Here is a 19,044-nt window from a genome sequence, read left to right as displayed (position 1 = left end):
ATGAAAAAAGAGTTGTTTGGCATAATAGAACAGCCTGAAGAGAGGAGTGCTATCATTGCCAGATTATTTCGCAGTAACTTTTTCACTTGTTTCATTCCTAATGGGTTTGAAAAGTAATGGGTATTTTACAGTAACGCTGCGCTCAGATTTTAAGACTAAAAGCTCCCCACCAGAGGTGGGGAGTGCAATATTATAAAGGCGTCATTATTTTAATTAGCGTATTTCGTTATCATTTAATGGGTTGTAAAGAAATCGCTATTTCCAGCACGATATTAGAATAACATTTATCGCCATTGGCTGATGTTCTCTTCAGTTCATCAAGTGCATAAACGATATCCACCCTGGCTCCCGGGCGGAACAGCTTTTTATCTTCATCATCAATATGGCTATAAATGCTTTCTTCAATGACAGAACCATCATCCAGCAGCAAACTGAAACAGTTATCTACCGGAGAGGGATCTTGTCCCGCCACATAGGTTCTTGTGATCGTGCCAGACTTGTGCAGTAAACGCATTTTTCCCTGAGTGATATTTTCCCACCACTCTTTGGAACCAAAAAGACCATGTGTCCCTTTGAGTCCCATAAACGGTTTCGATTGATCCAGCGTTAATCGTTGCACCTGCATGACATACTCAGGGTTAGATTTAAGCTCGGTTGAAAGGAGATAAACAAACTTCATCAGAACAGGGCTGTCACGCAGTTCATCTGTGATTCTTCCCATAAGTAATCATTTAGTTGATCGAGTAATGATTCAGTATCAGCGATTGCAAGAATGGCATCAGGTAAATTGCCAAAGCAGTTATTTACCATAACGGCGATTCTGCCGTGTTTATCCATCGCAAACCAGGTGAAAACGGTGCCAAATTCAGGCACCCAGTTTTTATCCAGTACAACTATGCTTTGATATTTAAAAATTACATGCCACTGTGCATCGGATGCCAGCCACTGCCTGCCTTGGCTGTGTAACGTACCGTATTTAATGGCTTCAACTGCCACATACCATTACTGTCTTTCACGATTTCACTGGCATGAACGCGACAGCGGAACCGCAATGTATCGGTTTCCAACTGGAACTGATAAAGCTTCCCTTCTTCGGGCGTGAAATAAGTATCCACAAGGCAGGTATGCTTACCTTCAACGTAAACATTGACTACTTCGGTTTCTGCACCTGCAATGAGTTGCGTTTCGTAGTAGTCAATATTGTATTTCTCTCCGGCAACTTTTGGCATCCCCCGATCCACTGTATTCTGTAATACCCACTCACTGGAGCGTATCAGTCCACCTTTGCTTTCACCATTGAGCATTTGATAAAGGCTGGTTTGCTCAGTGTTATCGACAATCCTCAGCCATGGGGCATGAGCACTTTGAGGTGGGGGGACGAAAAAAGTATGGTCTGGAATAAAGGCACAGCCCGCAGCGGTCAGAATGACCGCTGCGTTCGCAGAACGCAGCAACCGTTTCACCGTTTATCTCCTTTACTGTATTCCATGCGCATATGTATCCAGACACCCAGGCCAATGACTGGCCCTGAAGCGATGCCAATTCGCAGAGCCTTAGTCAGTAAAGGTTGCCAATACATACCTGATGGCATTTGCAGGATAAACTGGTAGTAGAGCCATACCCCAAAATAGACGAGTGCCACCGTGCAGGAGAGCGCCAGGAAGCAGCCTGCCATCAGATAGAAAAGCGTACTAAAACCAGGTTTTTTTGTACTCACTGCTTATTTTCCTTGTTGATCCTGCGGCTTCTTATCAATCGCTTTCTGGATTACCGTCCCTGTACCTTCAGAAACAGCGGCTCCAAAAGTACTCCCCAGCATGTCCGCTGCAGGTTTCGGCAATTTCGTACCCGCTGCACCACTGATAATGGTCGACGTAGTGGCACCGGCAACGTTACCGATCCCAGCGCCGGTAACCGCGCCGGTAGAGTCTTGGTCACCCTTAATTTTACTGCCAACATAGGCTCCGCTCATCCCCCAAACCTGGGTTGCCAGGAAACTCTTCCCTGTGGTGACGGCGCTGACGCCTGTAGCAATTAAAGCATCAGTGTAACTTATGCTTTCACCCGGTTTCATGGTGATTACCTGGTTATTGATATTGGCTGCGCCACCGATGAGTCCATTGACGGTGATTGCTCCACCCGTCACTGTACTCCCTCCACCGAGTGTCAGGGCATTAACCATAAAGAAGCCCCAGGCTTGCAGTAATCCTCTTACCGGATCCTGATTCTCGGAAAGGGTGCCTCTGTTGTAGATGCGTAATGATTCACTGACCTGCTCAGGCGTTTTGCCATGCTCAATCTCATATTTGGCAAGTGACACCGCACCAGAGCCCCAAGACATCATGCCAGGGCTTAACAGATCATTGTTGTCCACTGCATTTTTACTGGAATCATGCGCAGTGACAGCGCCAGCAGAAGTATCCGTGCTGAGTCCGCCAGCAAGAGCCCCTGCCAGCGATGCCAGATTGCTAATCTTAGTACGCTGTTCCGGTTTGAGATCTTCCGTTTTAACACCAGGGTATAAATATTCACGAATAGCACGTGCAGCGAGTTCTCCACTCGCCGCGCCGATGGCGCCTGCAGCAGCATTTGTTCCCGACAATTCAGCCACAACACCACCTAATACAGCATGCCCAATAGCATTTGCTGCAATTTGACCGGCCGTCGGGTCTTCATCAAAGCCTACTGTCATGCCTTTTACTACTCCAGCCATATAAGGCGCAGCTCCGGCGGCCAGTGCTTTCGCTGGGTCGCCACCAGCCAGAGCAGTAATTGCAGCAGCAGCAGCGCGAACTCCGCGGTCAAGATCACCTCCAGCCTTATACTGGTCACTCACGTTTTTATAAGCGTCTGTATTTTTGACACGATTCCAGTAAACATCACGCTTTTCTTTACCATCCCACTTACCAGCTTCTTCAATGCCGGCATTGTTAGCCATAATTTCACCCTGCTTGAGAGTAATATCGACGGCCTGATTAGCGATATCGCTAATCAACCGCAACTGGCTCAGACGCTGCTGTTCCTTCGCCTTATCAAAGATTGGGCTAATACTTTGATTCGCATGCTCAACATCGCGGCTCAGCTCGCTGACATCCTGCTGCTGGTTCGCCTGGTCACGGATAATCAGCGATCCCGGCGAAACGGCGGAATAGGTGGTGCCGGAGGCATTCCCATCGCTGCCACCTGCTCCCAGACCATTGGCAGCCAGATTCTGTACGGCATTTTTCAGCAGATCCTGCGCGCCCAGACCGCCAGTGCTGATACCGACGCTGCTGTGCGATACTTCAAACTCTGCGCTATTGTCGATATTGCTGAAGCCCAGTGTGCCGGTATCGAGACGGTTTTTATCTTCGCTGGCGGTGCTGCCAATCACTGCGCCATCCAGCTGCGTGTGGTTGCCGACGGTGATATCGAAACCGCCGTCACCGGCAAAGATACCGGTCTGCTCCTGCACGCTGTTGTAGGTGCTGTGGATCTTATCTTTCGCCACGCTGGCACTGACGCTGCCGGTCATGCTGCCAAAGGTAAAGCTGGCGCCTGCCGAACTGTTCTTCTGCTTCGAATCATAGTTATTGACGTCCTGTTCGCTCTGCAGCGTCAGATCACGCCCGACATTCGCTACCACCTGATCGGCGCTCAGCTGTGCGCCGCGCAGGGTAGTGTCGCGTCCGCTGTTAACCGTCAGCTTATTCCCTGCATCGACAGTGGTTTCGGTGTGGGTCAGGCCATCGCCATTTTCGTTGCCGGAACCTTTACTGGCGTTAGCAAACACACTGATCCCCGCGCCGCCCTGGCCTGCGCCGATGCTGATGCCCACGCCGCCGCCGCTGCTGCTGTTCTTGCCGGTCTGCAGTTGGGTATTCTGCGCCGACAGCAGGTTGATATCGCGGTTCGCCGACAGCAGCACATCGTTGCCTGCTTTCAACTGGCTGCCGCCGATGGTCAGATCGCCATCTGCGCCATTTTCTGAACCGGTCGCCACCAGGTTGATATTGTTGCCCGCCTGCACGGTACTGCCGGAAGCGTTAACCGCTTCGCTATGGCTCTCGCTCTTCGACTTTGAGGTACTCAGCGACAGGCTGACGCCAATGGCATTCTGATCGGCGGTATTCTGCGAAGCCAGTACCGCTGCCTGAGCGGCCTGTACGCCTGCCAGACCGGATTTCAGCTTTTGCAGTGACGCCATACGGCCATCCTGCTGCTCATCGGCGGCTTTCGCGCTGGTGTAAGCGGCATTAATCGCGCTGCCTACCGCGCCGGACAGCGCCAGCGTCAGACCCGTCTGTTTACGCTCATAGGTGGTGTCGGTGGTGCTCTGATTATTCGCGGCATCAATGGTGATATTGTTCGCCACCATATTGATGTCGTTACCGGCGATCACATCGGAGCCCTGCACGGCGATATTATTGCCCGCCACCAGACTGGTATCGCCATTGACGCTGCCCAGCGTGCTGTTGTTGTGGGTCAGCGCCGCAGTATCGGAGGTCGAACTCTCTTTGATCGAACCGACAAAGAAGCCAATGCCGCCGCTGCTCATCAGGCCCGATTTGGTGGTTTTTTTCATCGACCAGCTGTCGCGGCTCTCTTCTGCCGCCGTGACGTTGAGGTCGTTACCGGTACGCAGTGCCAGATCCCGATCAGCCGCCACATCGCTACTGGTGATATTCAGATTGTTACCCGCGCTGATGGAGATATTTTCCCCGCCCAGACTGCTGCCGTTCGCCAGCGTGGCATCGTAGCCGGCGCGGGTGGTCGTGGTGCGTTTCGACAGGAAGCCGGAACCTTTCACCTTCGAATTCATATCCAGATATTCCTGGCTGCTGGCGCTGCCGAGGTTGATATCATTGGTGGCGGTCAGCGCAAGCTGCCGATCGGCATTCAGCTTCGCCGCCTGGGCGTTAATATTATTGCCGGCATTCAGCGAGATATTGCCGTCGCTGGTGACTTCACTGCCTTGTACCTGAGTCAGCGTCTGCGTGACGTGGTTATCTTTATCCCACACGACTTTGTCGCGGCTGTCGGTGGTGACGGTGGTCATAGTGATATCGCGGTTAGCAGCGATCTGTGTCTGGCTGTTTTCACCGGAGCTGACCACCTGTGCGGCCTGCAGATTGACATCACGGCCTGCCTGCAGCAGCAGTTTGCCATCGTCACCCTGCACATACATGCCTGCCACGCGGTCGATATTGTCGCGGCTGAAGCGGTTACTACCGTTCTGACTTTCCGCGTGGTTGGTCTCGCTGGCAACGGTGATATCGCGTCCGGCTTGCGCCAGCAGGGTATCGGTGGCACGTATTGTACCGCCGGTGTTAGTGAGATCGTTGGTCGCCTGCAGCGACACGGATTTACCCGCAATGATGCCGCCGACGTTAACGATATCGTCGCCGGAAACGCTGACCAGCTGTGTGGCGCTGATGCGTCCGCTGTTCAGCATGCCGCCGCTGACGCCAATGCTGACGTTCTTACCGGCCAGCAGCGCACCGCTGCCGTCCATATCGCCTTGCTGCACCTGTGCATACACCTGAGGTACCAGCACGTTCTGGGTGGTGCCATCCGGCATCTTCACATCCTGCGCCACCAGCCACACCATATCCTGAGTGATCTGCTTCATCTGTTCGGCGGTGAGCGCCACGCCCGGCACCAGATTGAATTGCTTCGCGAAGCTGACGCCCGCTTCCATCAGGCCCTTATACTGCTCTTCATCGCTGGTGTAGTCGGCGAGATAGCGCTGGCCGACCAGCTCAACGATCTGCTCGCGTACCAGACGTTGCTCATAGAAACCATCGCCGAGGCGTTTTTGCGTGATCGACGGGTCGGTCTGTAACTGGCGCAGCATATAGTCGGAGCTCAGCCAGATTCTCTGATTGGTGAAGCGCGGATCGGTTTCGATCAGATAGTTGCTGGTGGCATCCGGCAGGGAGGTGAACAGGCTGCCGGTTGGCAGGGAAGCATCCGGTGTCATCGAACGAATGACATCAGTGTTCTGTCCGGCCACGTCCACGCGCTGCGCGGCATACTCAGCCAGCGCTGGTGCGCTGCTGGTCGCCTGGGTATTCTCCTTCATCACGGTCGGGCTGAGGCTGATGGACTGAATTTCCGTTGGCGGTGTATAGGCCGAAGCGCGTGCTTTCTGGCTGTCTTTGCCTTTTTTATGGATACGATCCCATTCGATGACCTGACCGACTTTCTCCGTCAGTTTCTGGCCAGTGACTTCGGTATTCACCAGTTCCTTCACTGCCGTCAGCAGGGTGCCACCGGCAATAATCTGGCTCTTGTCGTTCAGCAGCTTATCGCCGGAGAGCGAAATCTGACCGCCCGCGATGATTTTCGCCGGGTCGCTCTGGGCGATCTGCTCTTCGCTGATGGTCTCGGTATAGCTGTACTGATAGTAATGGTCGCGACCACACACCACGCCTTCGATACAGATATGGCGCACTTCATTTTTGTAGAAGCTGATGTTGTAGTCGTCAGGGCTGTAGTGGACGCCATTATTCAAGTCCACCACCATGTACTCATCTTTCTGCCGTTGGGACAACTGCACCATACTGGTGGCGAAGTTGTCATTGATATTGTTCAGCGTGGTGAAGCTCAGCGCCATATTGCCCACAGATTCGATAGTCGAACTGTGGTTGTTAATTTCGTCTGCCTTGCCGGTCGCCAGCGCGTCCGCACCCAGCGCGCCGCCGATGGCTATATCACCATTGCTGTAGATCAGGGAGTGGTCGCGGTTATTCAGCGTACCGATGCCCAGATCCAGACGCTGACGCGCCGCGATGGTGGCGCTGCTGTTATTTTCCGCCAGATTATTCAGCGTCGCTGCGCCGATCACCAGGCCGTCGCCATAAATACGGCCGGTGCCGATATTATTCACGGTGCTGGCGTTGATGCGGGTCAACACGCCGTCGATAAGGCCGCGGTTGCTCAGCGTATCGCTGGCGTTCAGCGTGGTCTGTTGGGAACTTAGTTCGCCAGTGGTCTGGTTGTCGATGTTGCTGGCCTGCACATTCAGCTTACCGCCTGCGCCAAGCAGCGCCGTGTTGATCAGGCTGTTATTGACGTTCAGCGTCAGATCGCCATTTGCCAGCGTTTTGCCGGTGTTGCTGAAGCCGTCGGTGAAGCTGAGATCCATATCGCCAAGCGACAGAATTTCACCACTGCCATTAATCTCGCGACCGCGGAAGATCAACTGCTGACCTGCCACCAGACGGCCACCTTCATTGCTGATACGCAGATCGCTGCTGGTGGCTGCGGTGCGGGCGAGGGCGCTGCTGTTTTGCTGATCGAGCGTCAGCTGTTTATTGGCGGAGATCTGCCCCAGATTGTTGTTCAGCACCGGCGTGGCGATCGCCAGATCGCTGGCGGCGGCCAGCGTACCGTTCTGGTTATTCAGTTCACTGCTGGCCGCAACATTCAGCGAGCCGGAACCGGCCGCCATAATGGTGCCGCCCTGGTTATTCAGGCTGGCGCTCTGTACGCTGAATTTTTTGGCATTGGCGGCGATGCGGCCATTCTGGTTATCAATGCTGTCGCTGCTGAGTTGCAGATTGCTGTCGCCGCTCTGCAGTAACTGGCCACCGCGGTTACTGATAACCGGGGTGCTGACCTGCAGCGCATTGGCGTTAATCACGCCGCGATCGTTGCTGAGTTTACCGGCGGCGGAGAGTTTCAAATTGCCGCTCGCCAGCAGTTGTGCGTCGTCGGTGATGATATCGCTGCTGCTGGTCAGCGTGGTGTGATGCGCGGCGGTATCGCTGCCGCTGAGATCAATCTGGCTGGCGCTGGCGTTCAGATCGCCACCGGCCAACGCCTGACCTTTACTGGTCAGTTTACCGTCGCTGGCGAGTGTCAGATTGCCGCTGTCGGCTAGGGTGCCATCGGTTTTCATCCCGGCGGCAATGGCCGCGCCTTTGCTGTTGCGGATGCTGGCACCGCGCACATGGGTATTGCCTTTGGCGGCGATAAGGCCGGCATTCGTCACCTCGTCGCTGGCGGTCGTGCTCTGATCGCGCTGGGCAAACAGGGTGCCGCTGTTGTCAACTTTTTTACCGCCCAGCAGCAGATCCTGACCGGCATTGACCGTACCGCTGTTGACGATATCGCCATTGGCGTTAATGGTGATGTCACCCGCCTGACTGCCAAGCGTCCCTTTGTTGCTGACGCCGACCCCTTGCTCGGTCGCCACCAGGCGGATTTTACCGGCATACATGCCGCCCAATTGGGCGACGTCGATCGCCAGCGTCGGTTTGACGTCGCTGCTGTCGCTATCCGTCGCGCTGCTGGCTGTGGCCGTGCTGTTATCGGTGGCCACCTCGTTTTTACCGGTGGTGACGGCCACATCTTTCGCCCAGATACCGGCATTGACCTTCACGGTGCGGGCAATCAGGTCGGTGTAATCCTGACGGCTGCTGTCCATGCCAGCGCCTTCCACCACGATTTCACCCTTGCCCACGCGGTAACCGCGCAGTTCACCATTGGCCATCTGCGGTGTGCCGGTGGTCAGCGTGGCGCGGTTGGCGTTAATAAAGCCACAGCCGTCGCAGCTGATGCCCGCCGGGTTGGCGATGACCACCTGCGCCTTACGGCCTGCCACTTCGACATAACCATTCAGCTTGCTCGGGTCGCGCGAGTTGACCTCGTTAAGAATAATTTTGGCTTCGCCTTTCGCCAGCCATGGGTTACCCGCCACCCAGCCGCCCATCTGAGTCTGCACCTGTTTGTGCGAGTTATTAAGAATCGCGCCTTTGTTATCGACGTCAAACTGGGTGTATTTGTTATGCGAAACGCCACCGGCGCTCGGCGTCTGGATATTGACCTGCGGCGTGCCGTTGGCGCTCTGCATCACATTCGGCTGCTGGCCGCCCGGGGCGCTCTTGTCGGCGACAATTCCGGCCGCCAGCGCCTGTGGCGCGAGCGTGACCAGACCGAGTGCGGTCATGGTCAGGAAGGCGGTAGGCTTCATGCGGCCAATCAGCTGGCTCAGCGTATGGCCGACGCCGTTGGCACCGCTTTTACCCTGGCCGCGGTTGATTTCGGAAACCACCATTAACAGGCCGCGAGCCTTGTTGAAAATGATGCGATAGAGGTTCTTATTCACGAAAAGTTATCCCTGCTAAAAGTGATGTTAAGCAACCAGCGGCGTGTTCTGCTGCCAGAGTCTGAATTGTTGTTGGGTGACGTCATCGCCACGGAATTGAAGTACCCGTTGTCCGCGTTCCGCCCCTTTGTGGTACAGCGCACGGCCACATAAGTGGGGAAACAGCGTGCCGCCGACGATGCGACGAAATGCCTGCTGATCGCCGAAGGGCGCGACCCAGTCGCGGAACCACAGGCGGTTGCCGCTGGTCCAGTCCTGCGGCTGTACCAGGATGCCGGGGCCGGTGAGGTAGCGCTGTTCCGCTTCTTCGTCCATCCACGCCCAACTGAGGAAAAACATGGGTTTGTCATCGCGGCTGGCAATAACAAACTGCTGATGTTTGATGGCGGGCAGCAGCAGCGTCGGCAGCACACTGAGCGGAATATCGCGGTGCTGTTCCGAATGCATCCACAGCCAGACTGCCGCGCCAAGCGCTTCCGCTTCGCTGAACTGACCGCCGAGCAGCGGGGCGGTTAACTGATAGCCATTAACAGGAATCTTCATCACGCGCCTCCTTAGTACTGCCAGCTAAGGTTGAAACCGAGGGTAACCGGGCTGGTGTGGAAACCTTCCGGTTTGGAGAACGGCACACCGACAAACAGGTCGTAGCCGGTGTTAAAGGCGTTACCGCGTAGACCAAGCACGCCACCCGCCAGATGTTTTCCAGCGAGGTAATCACGCGTGCCGTCTACTTCGCCGTAGTCAGCGCCGAGATACAGTTCCTGGTTAGGTAGCGGGGTGCGCCAGGCCAGATCGTTGCGCACGAACCAGCCGTTGTCGGCCGTCAGGGTGCGTTCACCATCAAAGCCGCGCACGGTCCAGCGGTTACCAATCGACAGCTGATCCTGTGGCGTCAGTTTGGTATGGTTGATCTGGCGCAGATACTGCACGTTGTAGCGGAAGGTCTGATTGCCCAGCGTAAACGGCATATCGAGTTGTGCATTGAGTTGGATAATTTTCGCCAGCGCGGTGCCTTCATCGAAATACTCTTCCTGCGCCGGAATAGCGCCGAACCAGCGGGTGCCGCGCTGGTAGCTCACTGCGGCATCAAGGGTGGTGGCACCGAAGTAGTGGCGATGTTGCAGACCCAGACGCCAGGCGCTGGTTTTACGCCGCTGCACATCCACTTCGGTATCGTTGACGAAGTTCTGCGATTCGCGCGTCAGAATTTCATAGCTCATTGAAGTTTTCTGACTGCCGCTGCGGTGCAGCACGCGGCTCAGCTGGAAGTTAAGGTTTTTGCTGTTGCCGCTGTAGTTGTAGTCTTCATACGCGCCCGCGACATTCTGGTTGTAGTCGTAGCCGCTGGCGGTGACGCCCGCCATCCAGTAACCGAACGGTACGGAATAGTGCAGCATGTAGTTCTTGCTGCCTTTTTCGCTGCCGGATTCAAGGTCATGGTTGCCGGAAATGTAGAACAGGTCGCTGAGTGCGAAGGGATTATCGATATACAGCGTCAGGCCGCCCTGATAACGACCGGTGGTTTCGGTGCCTGAATCATCGAGTGTCGCGCCGAGACGCCACATTTTTTCCTGTTTCCAGGTGACGTCAATGTCGCTTTCGCCGGGCTGTTCGCCCGGCACAATCGCCATCTCTGCCTGTACGGTGGGCACGCGCTGCAGGTTTTCCAGTCCCTGCTCAATGTCACGCAAATCCAGCAGTTCGCCTTCACGCGCAGGCAGGGCGCTCCAGAGGCTCACGTAGCGATCGCTCTCTTTGGTCAGTTTGATCTGGCGCGTTTTTCCCGGAATCAGGGTGATATGCAGGGTGCCAGTTTTCAGGTTTTGCGGCGGCGCCATTACGCGTGCGGTGACGTAGCCATGGTCGATCAAACGGTTTTGCAGTGCGCTCATCAGCAGGTTGACACCCTGAGCGCCCAGGCACTGACCTTTACCCTGATCGGCCAGCTGTTGCAGCGGGATACGCAGCCAGGAGGGGAAATCGTCTTTGCCGGTCAGTATGATGTGATACAGCGTAAAGCACTGTTGCTCCTGCGGGAATTGCAACTTAGTAAAGAATGAGGAAGGGGGCTGCAAACGCACATCAGGCGTTTGCGGCGCTAATTGCTGCTGCATCGCACGCTGGCGATCCTGCTGGTTGATATTTAGCTGTTCATCCACCCGGTTCGGTGCGGCAAGAGGCGTCAGATTATTATCTGCCGCCCAGCTGCTTAATGAGGTGGTCAATAAAATAAATAGCGCAAGCGGGCTGAGACGCGCAGGTTGATACCCGTCAGTGAATGACGCATTCCGTAGCATAATTAATTAACCTGAATTATTAATTGTTATTGGGACACCATTCGTTTCCAGAAACAATTGGTTACTTGGTACAATTTCAGGTTATATACGTTAACAATTTGTTTGCTAAGAGTTGTCTTATTGCTTGCTCAGAGTTGTCTTAAAATTATCGTTTCTTTACATTTTGGCGGTAAAAATACGGTATGAGATAGGTGAGCGCGGTTGAACTTATGTTGGCGTGAAGCGTTTGTCTGATTTTATTATATTGATACGATATATCTCTCAGCGATATATCGTTTTCAACTACATACAGTTTTCAACTACATAGAGTTCCCAACAGTATATCTCTCAACCAAAGGAGTGATGGTTCATTCGATGAGTCGACTACAGAACGAAATTAACTCTCTGGTCAATCGCGGCGTAGATCGCCACCTGCGGATTGCCGTCACTGGGTTGAGCCGCAGTGGCAAAACCGCGTTTATCACCGCGTTCGTCAATCAATTATTGAATACCCACAGCGGTGCGCATTTGCCGATGTTTTCCCCCGTGCGCGAAGAGCGTTTGCTGGGGGTGAAACGTGTGCCGCAGCGCGATCTGGGCGTACCGCGTTTTGCTTATGATGAAGGCATGGCTGCGCTGTATGGCTCGCCGCCGGCTTGGCCAACGCCGACGCGCGGCGTGAGTGAGATTCGTCTGGCGCTGCGCTATCGCTCTAAGGATTCGTTGCTGCGTCATTTCAAAGACACCTCGACGCTCTATCTGGAAATTGTCGATTACCCCGGCGAATGGTTGCTGGATCTGCCGCTACTGGAGCAAACCTATTTGAGCTGGTCGCAGCAGATGGGCGGTTTGCTGCAAGGGGGACGCACCGAGTGGGCGAAACCCTGGCTGGCGCTGTGTGAGAAAGTCGATCCGCTGGCTCCGGCGGATGAAAACCAGCTTGCCGAGGTGGCGCAGGCTTACACCGACTATCTGCATCGCTGCAAACAGGAAGGGCTGCACTTTATTCAACCGGGTCGATTTGTATTGCCGGGCGATCTGGCGGGCGCGCCGGTGCTGCAATTCTTCCCGTGGCCGCAGGTGAATCAGATCGGTGAAGCTAAGCTGGCGCAGGCGGATGAGAAAACCAACATCGGCATGCTGCGCAAGCGTTTTGATTATTACTGTCAGTCGGTCGTCAAAGGATTTTATAAGGATCACTTTGTGCGCTTCGACCGGCAGATTGTTCTGGTCGATTGCCTGCAACCACTCAATAGCGGCATCCATGCGTTTAACGATATGCGGCTGGCGCTCACCCAACTGATGCAAAGTTTTCATTACGGGAAGCGCACGCTGTTCCGGCGCTTGTTCTCGCCCTGCATCGACAAACTGATGTTTGCGGCGAGTAAAGCGGATCACATTACCGCCGACCAGCACGCCAATCTGGTGTCGCTGCTTCAGCAACTGGTGCAGGAAGCGTGGCAGAACGCGGCGTTTGAAGGCATCGACATGCGCTGCGAAGGCATTGCGTCGATCCAGTCAACGCAGAGCGGGGTGGTCGATCATCAGGGACAGAAAATTCCGGCACTGAAAGGGCATCGGCTCAGCGACGGCCAGCCGTTGACGGTCTATCCCGGTGAAGTGCCTGCGCGTTTACCGGGAGCGGCATTCTGGCAAACGCAGGGCTTCCATTTCGATCAATTTCGTCCGCGAGAAATGACGGTAGACACGCCGTTGCCGCATATCCGGTTGGATACGGTCATGGACTTTCTGTTAAAGGATAAATTGCGATGAACGAGCCACTGAAACCCCGCGTCACGTTCGATAATGTTTCACCGCAAGAGCCACAGCCGCAGTTGCGTGCCGGGTTAGCATTTGATGAGCAGAGCGGCACGCCGTTTTCCCCGATCAGCCGCGAAGAAGAAGTTCCGGAAGAAGGCGCGGCAGAAGAGGCGATCAGCGCAGCGCTGCGTCCTAAGCGCAGCCTGTGGCGGCGTATGGTGATGGCGGGAATCGGGCTGTTTGGTGTTAGCGCGCTGGCACAGGGCGTGCAGTCACTGCATAACGCCTGGGTACAGCAGGATTGGATCGCGCTGGGCGGCATTACCGCAGGCAGCCTGATTGTGACGGCGGGCGTCGGCTCGCTGGCTGTTGAGTGGCGACGCCTCTACCGCTTGCGGGAACGGGCGGAAGAGCGCGACGTGGCCCGCGATCTGTTACATAGCCATGGCGTGGGGCGCGGGCGCGAATTCTGTGAAAAGCTGGCACGTCAGGCGGGGCTGGATAGTGGTCATCCGGCGATACAGCGCTGGCAGGCTTCACTCCATGAAACCCACAACGACCGCGAAGTGCTGGAGCTTTATGCGCGTCTGGTTCAGCCCGTACTGGATACTCAGGCGCGGCGTGAAATCAGCCGCTCGGCGGCGGAATCCACCTTGATGATCGCCGTCAGCCCGCTGGCGCTGGTGGATATGGCCTTTATCGCCTGGCGCAATCTGCGCCTGATTAACCGTATTGCCGCGCTGTACGGTATCGAACTTGGCTATTTCAGCCGCATTCGCCTGTTCCGACTGGTGCTGGTCAATATCGCGTTTGCCGGTGCCTCGGAGCTGGTGCGGGAAATTGGCATGGACTGGATGTCGCAGGATCTGGCCGCTCGGCTATCAACTCGCGCTGCACAGGGCATTGGTGCAGGGCTGCTGACCGCGCGCCTGGGTATCAAAGCGATGGAGCTGTGCCGCCCGCTGCCGTGGCTGGATGACAAACCACGCCTCGGCGATTTCCGCCGCGAACTGATTGGTCAGGTGAAAGAAACGCTGCAAAAAGGGCGTTAGGGGTGAAGACGATGGTACAGACAATGTGCCATCGTTGTTTTATCGTGGCTTAACAATGAAATGCAGTACAAGCCGCGTGCTATTTTGGTAGACAGTACCCTTGTTACAAAATCGTGTGTAGGATAAAAACTCCTCATTTCTGTATAACAGGACGTTTTTATGATTCCCGGTAAAAAATTGACGCTGGCAGCGCTGTCGCTGTCGGCAGCCATACTCTGCTTACCTGCCAGCGCACAGCTGGTACTGGCACCCGCCGATGCGGAACGTTACGCGCAACACAGCTTCCCTGAATATCTCGAACTACTCACGTTGCCAAATGATGCTGCCGTGCCTGCGGATATCCAGCGTAATGCCGACTGGTTGGAAAAGGCGTTTCAGAAGCGTGGCTTCACCACGCAACAACTGACAAATGGTGATAAGCCGCTGGTTTATGCTGAGCTGGGCACGCCAAAAGCCGATCGTAAAACCATCTTGTTCTACATGCATTTTGACGGACAGCCCGTGAATCCCGCCGAATGGCAAACGCCGCCGTGGCAGCCCGTGTTGAAAGAAAAAGACGCTACGGGTAAATGGCAGACGCTGCCTGAGTCGCGTCTTCTGAAAGGGGATATCAATCCGGAATGGCGCCTCTTTGCCCGGGCATCGGCCGATGATAAAGGGCCGATCGTGATGTTTCTCGCCGCCATGGACGCCATGAAAGATAAAGGCGTTGAGCCTGCGGTCAACATCAAAGTGCTGCTGGATTCTGAAGAGGAAAAAGGTTCGCCCGGCCTGACAAAGGTCATGGCCGACAATCTGACGCTGCTGAAAAGTGACGGTATGGTGATTTATGACGGCGCGATGCCGTCCAGCAATCGTCCTGGCATCAACTTTGGTAATCGTGGATCAATCCAGATCGATATGACGGTTTTCGGTGCGAACGCGGCGGCGCACAGCGGCGGTTATGGCAATGTCATTCCCAATCCGGTGCAAAATTTGGCCACGCTGTTGGCAAGCATGAAAGATGCGGACGGTAAGGTCACGATCCCTGGTTACTATGACCGCGTCACGCTTAGCGAGAGCGATAAAAAACAGGTAGCGGAAACTGCACCGCCCGCGGGTTCGCTGGAGAAACGCTTTGGTGTTGCTCAGTTAGAGAAGGTCGCCAGCAATGCGGCAGAGGCGGTGCAATATCCTTCGCTGGATATTCTCGGCATTAAAGCGGGCGACACGGGCAAAAAGGCTTCGAACGCCATTCCGTCAACCGCGACGGCCAGCGTGAATATTCGCACCGTGCCGGAGACGCCGCCGGATGATATGTATGCGCTGTTACGCCAGTATATCGCCAGCAAAGGCTTTCATATCATTGCCGGTGAAGCGCCTACGCAGGCCGAACGCGAACAGTATCCGCATCTGATTTCCCTTAGCCTGACGGCCTATCCGAGCAGCGCCTATGCGGCCAGAACCGAGATCGATTCCCCGCTGGGTCACTGGGCGGTTGCGACGACAACCGCACCGCGCGGCATCGCACCGGAGAAGAATCGTATGATGGGCGGGACGCTGCCGATGAGCGGCGCGGTCAGCGTATTGAAAGTGCCTTACGTCATCGTTCCTCTGGTGAATGCCGACAATAATCAGCATAGTTTTGATGAGAATTTACGCCTCGGTAACTATCTGGAAGGTATTCGAACCATTGTGGCGATGGCGACGACGCCGCTGTCTTAACCCCGTTTCGTCATTGACGTGGAAAAAACGTACAGATGTGTCAACTTTTGCTGCCACCTTACTTCATCCGGTGCAAACGAAAGGGTATTATCAGTAGCAATAGCCATATCGTGTCTCTTGAAGAAGGTAGCCGTTGATGCATCTGGAAGTGATTTGTGAAGACCGCATTGGTATGGTCCGTGAATTGTTAGATCTACTTGCGTCACGCAATATTGATTTACGCGGCATTGAAATTGCGTCTATTGGTCGTATCTACCTCAATTTTGCCACCCTCGACTTTGATGATTTCCGTCTGCTGATGACGGAAATCCGCCGTATTGACAGCGTCAGCGATGTGCGTACCGTGGCATTCATGCCGTCTGAGCGTGAGCATCGGGCGTTGAATGCGCTATTGGAATCGATGCCTGAACCCGTATTCTCGCTGGATATGAAAGGGAAGCTGGAGCTGTTTAACCCCGCGGCGCTGGCGCTGTTTGAACAATCGGCAGAGACCATCAGCGACTTGACGATTGGCAGCATGATCCCCGGTTTCAATTTCGCCAGTTGGCTGGAGAAGAGCAGCGCCGTCGTGGCGGAGCGTGTGGTTATTCGCGGTCAGGATTTCCTGCTGGAAATGACGCCCGTCCGTCTGGAAGATGATGCTGGTAAAGTGGCAACGGCGGGCGCGCTGGTGATGCTGAAATCGGCCGCTCGCATGGGTCGCCAGTTACAGAACCTCGCCGTGAATGATGAAAATGAGTTCGATCATATCGTGGCTGTTAGCCCGAAAATGCGTCAGGTGGTTGAGCAGGCGCGCAAATTAGCGATGCTGGACGCGCCGCTGCTAATTGTGGGCGATACAGGGACGGGTAAGGATATGCTGGCACGTGCCTGCCACCTGCGCGGGCCGCGTGGCAAAAATCCTTTCCTGGCGCTGAACTGCGCGGCGTTACCAGATGACGTGATGGAGAGTGAGCTGTTCGGCCATGCGCCCGGCGCGTATCTCAACGCGCAGGAAGGCAAAAAAGGCTTCTTCGAACAAGCGAACGGCGGTTCGGTTCTGCTGGATGAAGTCGGTGAAATGTCGGCACAGATGCAGACTAAATTGCTGCGTTTCCTGAATGACGGGACATTCCGCCGCGTCGGTGAAGATCATGAAGTCCATGTCGATGTGCGGGTGATTTGCGCGACCAAGAAAAACCTGTTGGAGCTGGTGCAGCGCGGTGAGTTTCGGGAGGATCTTTATTATCGTCTCAATGTACTCTCACTGACGTTACCGCCGCTGCGTGAGCGTCCGGCGGATATTATGCCGCTGGCCGAGCTGTTCGTGGCGCGCTTTGCCGACGAACAGGGGATTCCTCGCCCCAAACTGGCCGCAGATGTGGAGCATTTCCTGCCGCAGTACGGCTGGCCGGGTAACGTTAGGCAGCTGCGAAATACCATTTATCGCGCACTGACGCAGTTGGAAGGCAACGAACTGCATATGCAGGACATCGATCTCCCGGCGTTTTCGATTGATGCCCCACAAGATGAAACCCTGCTTGATGGCTCGCTGGACGACATCAACAAACGTTTCGAGCGTTCCGTGCTGACCCGCCTTTATCAATCTTATCCAAGCACACGTAAACTGGCGAAACGGTTAGGCGTATCGCACACGGCGATAGCCAACAAACTGCGGGAATATGGACTCAGCCAACGCAAATCGGCAGGGGATGACGAGGAATAAATAACAAAACGGCTGCTTGCGCAGCCGTTTTTCACGTAATTTCAGCGTAGCTTAGCTTATTTCAGAACAGCCAGTGCTGCGTCGTAGTCTGGTTCAGTGGTGATTTCGTTCACCAGTTCGCTGTGCAGCACGTTGTCGTTTTCATCCAGTACAACAACCGCACGAGCAGTCAGACCTTTCAGCGCGCCATCGGCGATAGCAACGCCATAGTTTTCTTTGAACTCACCGCCACGCAGGGTAGACAGTACAACGACGTTGTTCAGACCTTCTGCGCCGCAAAAACGGGACTGCGCGAACGGCAGATCGGAAGAGATACACAGAACAACGGTATTATCCAGCTCAGAACCCAGTTGGTTGAATTTGCGCACGGACGTGGCACAAACACCAGTATCGATGCTTGGGAAAATGTTCAGGATTTTGCGTTTGCCAGCATAGTTGCTCAGCGGGGTATCGGACAGATCTTTAGCCACCAGAGTAAATGCCGGGGCTTTGCTTCCTTTGGCTGGGAATGACCCTGCTACTGGCACAGGATTGCCTTGAAAATGTACGTTCTGTGACATGTTTGCGTCCTTAATTACAGGTGATTAACACGCTGCTCAGTTTAGGGCAACATTAGCAACATTGGTATAAAAATTACGATTAAAATTGCTGGCTTAGCAACGCCACCATCGCTTTCAGATAGCATTCGCTGGCAGCATCAGCCGAGATTGGCGGAAGCTCAGCGGTAATGCAATGAAGCGAGCGATCGGCGCACCAACTTCCGAAAGAGCCAGGCGTGTCGTAACCGATACTCGATACTAACGGCAATTCGCACCGCTGCGCCAACCAGCGACCGAGTTCGGAATGATGTGGATCTTCAATACACGCGAGTGGCTCATGAAAAGAGACAACCCAGTGAGGATTAAGTTTCTCAATCAGCGTGCAAAGGGCTTTTGTTTCTGGCTCTGAACCTGCCGTTTCGCCCGTGGATAGTTCGACATCGCGTTCATCTGCGGCGCTATTCCAGCGGTAGACCGTCTTCCCCGGTTGCCAGTTACTGGCCGGAAAATTGCGATTGAGATCGACACCGTTAGCATTGGCACGCAGGCCCAACTGACAGCCATCCGGGTTCACCGCAAGAATCACGTGATGGCGGCGCTGGCCTGAAAAGAGGGTGCGCAGCGCGCAGGAAAGCGCCACGACTGCTGCGGTTTCATCGCCGTGTGTTCCGGCAATAATCAGTCCGCTCTCTGAAGGGGCTAATTCGGCTGGGAAATACAGCAGCGGCGCGCCCAGCAGCGATTTCCCATACGGTTCGCCCAGCGAAGGTAAATTGCCTCGTTGCTGGCGTGCCTGAAGAGGAATGATCGGGTTTTCCATATTATCGCCCTGTGGTTACCTATGCGTTTCATCATAAAAAAATCGGCCCGGAGACGCAAACGGCGATGCAAGCTGACAAATTGCGGGGGTATC

Annotated in this window: 12 protein-coding genes; 4 read left to right on the top strand and 8 right to left on the bottom strand. The window is 54.9% G+C overall.

The genetic code is table 11. From position 1 onward, the window contains the following. Positions 1 to 229 precede the first annotated feature (229 nt). The 6 genes from QWJ20_RS10845 to QWJ20_RS10820 form a co-directional block, all read right to left on the bottom strand. Positions 230 to 721, bottom strand: a complete 492-nt coding sequence (locus QWJ20_RS10845; protein ID WP_433992538.1) for a hypothetical protein — start codon at positions 719 to 721, stop codon at positions 230 to 232. A 193-nt stretch (positions 722 to 914) separates the two neighbouring features. Continuing rightward, positions 915 to 1,463, bottom strand: coding sequence for a hypothetical protein (locus QWJ20_RS10840; RefSeq protein ID WP_239005568.1), 549 nt, complete (start codon positions 1,461 to 1,463; stop codon positions 915 to 917). Next, positions 1,460 to 1,717 carry a hypothetical protein gene (locus QWJ20_RS10835; protein WP_039467702.1) on the bottom strand — a complete coding sequence of 86 codons (258 nt, stop codon included), beginning with the start codon at positions 1,715 to 1,717 and terminating at the stop codon, positions 1,460 to 1,462. The genes QWJ20_RS10840 and QWJ20_RS10835 overlap by 4 nt, the downstream gene beginning before the upstream one ends. Positions 1,718 to 1,720: 3 nt before the next feature. Beyond that, positions 1,721 to 9,094, bottom strand: coding sequence for a hemagglutinin repeat-containing protein (locus tag QWJ20_RS10830; protein WP_433992537.1), 7,374 nt, complete (start codon positions 9,092 to 9,094; stop codon positions 1,721 to 1,723). A gap of 27 nt (positions 9,095 to 9,121) precedes the next feature. Then, a complete protein-coding gene (locus QWJ20_RS10825; RefSeq protein WP_010295854.1) occupies positions 9,122 to 9,637 on the bottom strand; it encodes a toxin-activating lysine-acyltransferase in 516 nt (171 codons plus the stop codon). An 11-nt stretch (positions 9,638 to 9,648) separates the two neighbouring features. Continuing rightward, positions 9,649 to 11,391: a ShlB/FhaC/HecB family hemolysin secretion/activation protein gene (locus tag QWJ20_RS10820; protein WP_433992536.1), complete on the bottom strand. Its 1,743-nt coding sequence runs from the start codon at positions 11,389 to 11,391 to the stop codon at positions 9,649 to 9,651. A gap of 354 nt (positions 11,392 to 11,745) precedes the next feature. Here QWJ20_RS10820 and QWJ20_RS10815 point away from each other — a divergent pair, with 354 nt between their 5' ends. The 4 genes from QWJ20_RS10815 (at position 11,746) to tyrR (ending at position 17,592) form a co-directional block, all read left to right on the top strand. Further along, positions 11,746 to 13,143 carry a YcjX family protein gene (locus tag QWJ20_RS10815; protein ID WP_014915688.1) on the top strand — a complete coding sequence of 466 codons (1,398 nt, stop codon included), beginning with the start codon at positions 11,746 to 11,748 and terminating at the stop codon, positions 13,141 to 13,143. Continuing rightward, positions 13,140 to 14,183: a TIGR01620 family protein gene (locus QWJ20_RS10810; RefSeq protein WP_433992535.1), complete on the top strand. Its 1,044-nt coding sequence runs from the start codon at positions 13,140 to 13,142 to the stop codon at positions 14,181 to 14,183. Before QWJ20_RS10815 ends, QWJ20_RS10810 begins: the two co-directional genes overlap by 4 nt. A 159-nt stretch (positions 14,184 to 14,342) precedes the next feature. Next, positions 14,343 to 15,887 (top strand): M20/M25/M40 family metallo-hydrolase, encoded by a 1,545-nt coding sequence (locus QWJ20_RS10805; protein WP_039501269.1) that lies wholly within the window; start codon positions 14,343 to 14,345, stop codon positions 15,885 to 15,887. A 136-nt stretch (positions 15,888 to 16,023) separates the two neighbouring features. Continuing rightward, entirely contained in the window at positions 16,024 to 17,592 is a 1,569-nt protein-coding gene (tyrR, locus tag QWJ20_RS10800; protein WP_039467693.1) for a transcriptional regulator TyrR, read from the top strand. Positions 17,593 to 17,648: 56 nt separating this feature from the next. On the opposite strand, the gene tpx is transcribed toward tyrR, so the two are convergent. Both tpx and mpaA read right to left on the bottom strand, forming a co-directional pair. Continuing rightward, positions 17,649 to 18,152, bottom strand: a complete 504-nt coding sequence (gene tpx / locus QWJ20_RS10795; RefSeq protein WP_014915685.1) for a thiol peroxidase — start codon at positions 18,150 to 18,152, stop codon at positions 17,649 to 17,651. Between the two features lie 79 nt (positions 18,153 to 18,231). Then, entirely contained in the window at positions 18,232 to 18,951 is a 720-nt protein-coding gene (mpaA, locus tag QWJ20_RS10790; protein ID WP_014915684.1) for a murein tripeptide amidase MpaA, read from the bottom strand. Between the last annotated feature and the right edge of the window lie 93 nt (positions 18,952 to 19,044).

Source organism: Pectobacterium sp. S5, from assembly GCF_051707265.1.
Classification (GTDB): domain Bacteria; phylum Pseudomonadota; class Gammaproteobacteria; order Enterobacterales; family Enterobacteriaceae; genus Pectobacterium; species Pectobacterium polare.
This window is presented reverse-complemented; position numbering and strand designations above follow the sequence as displayed.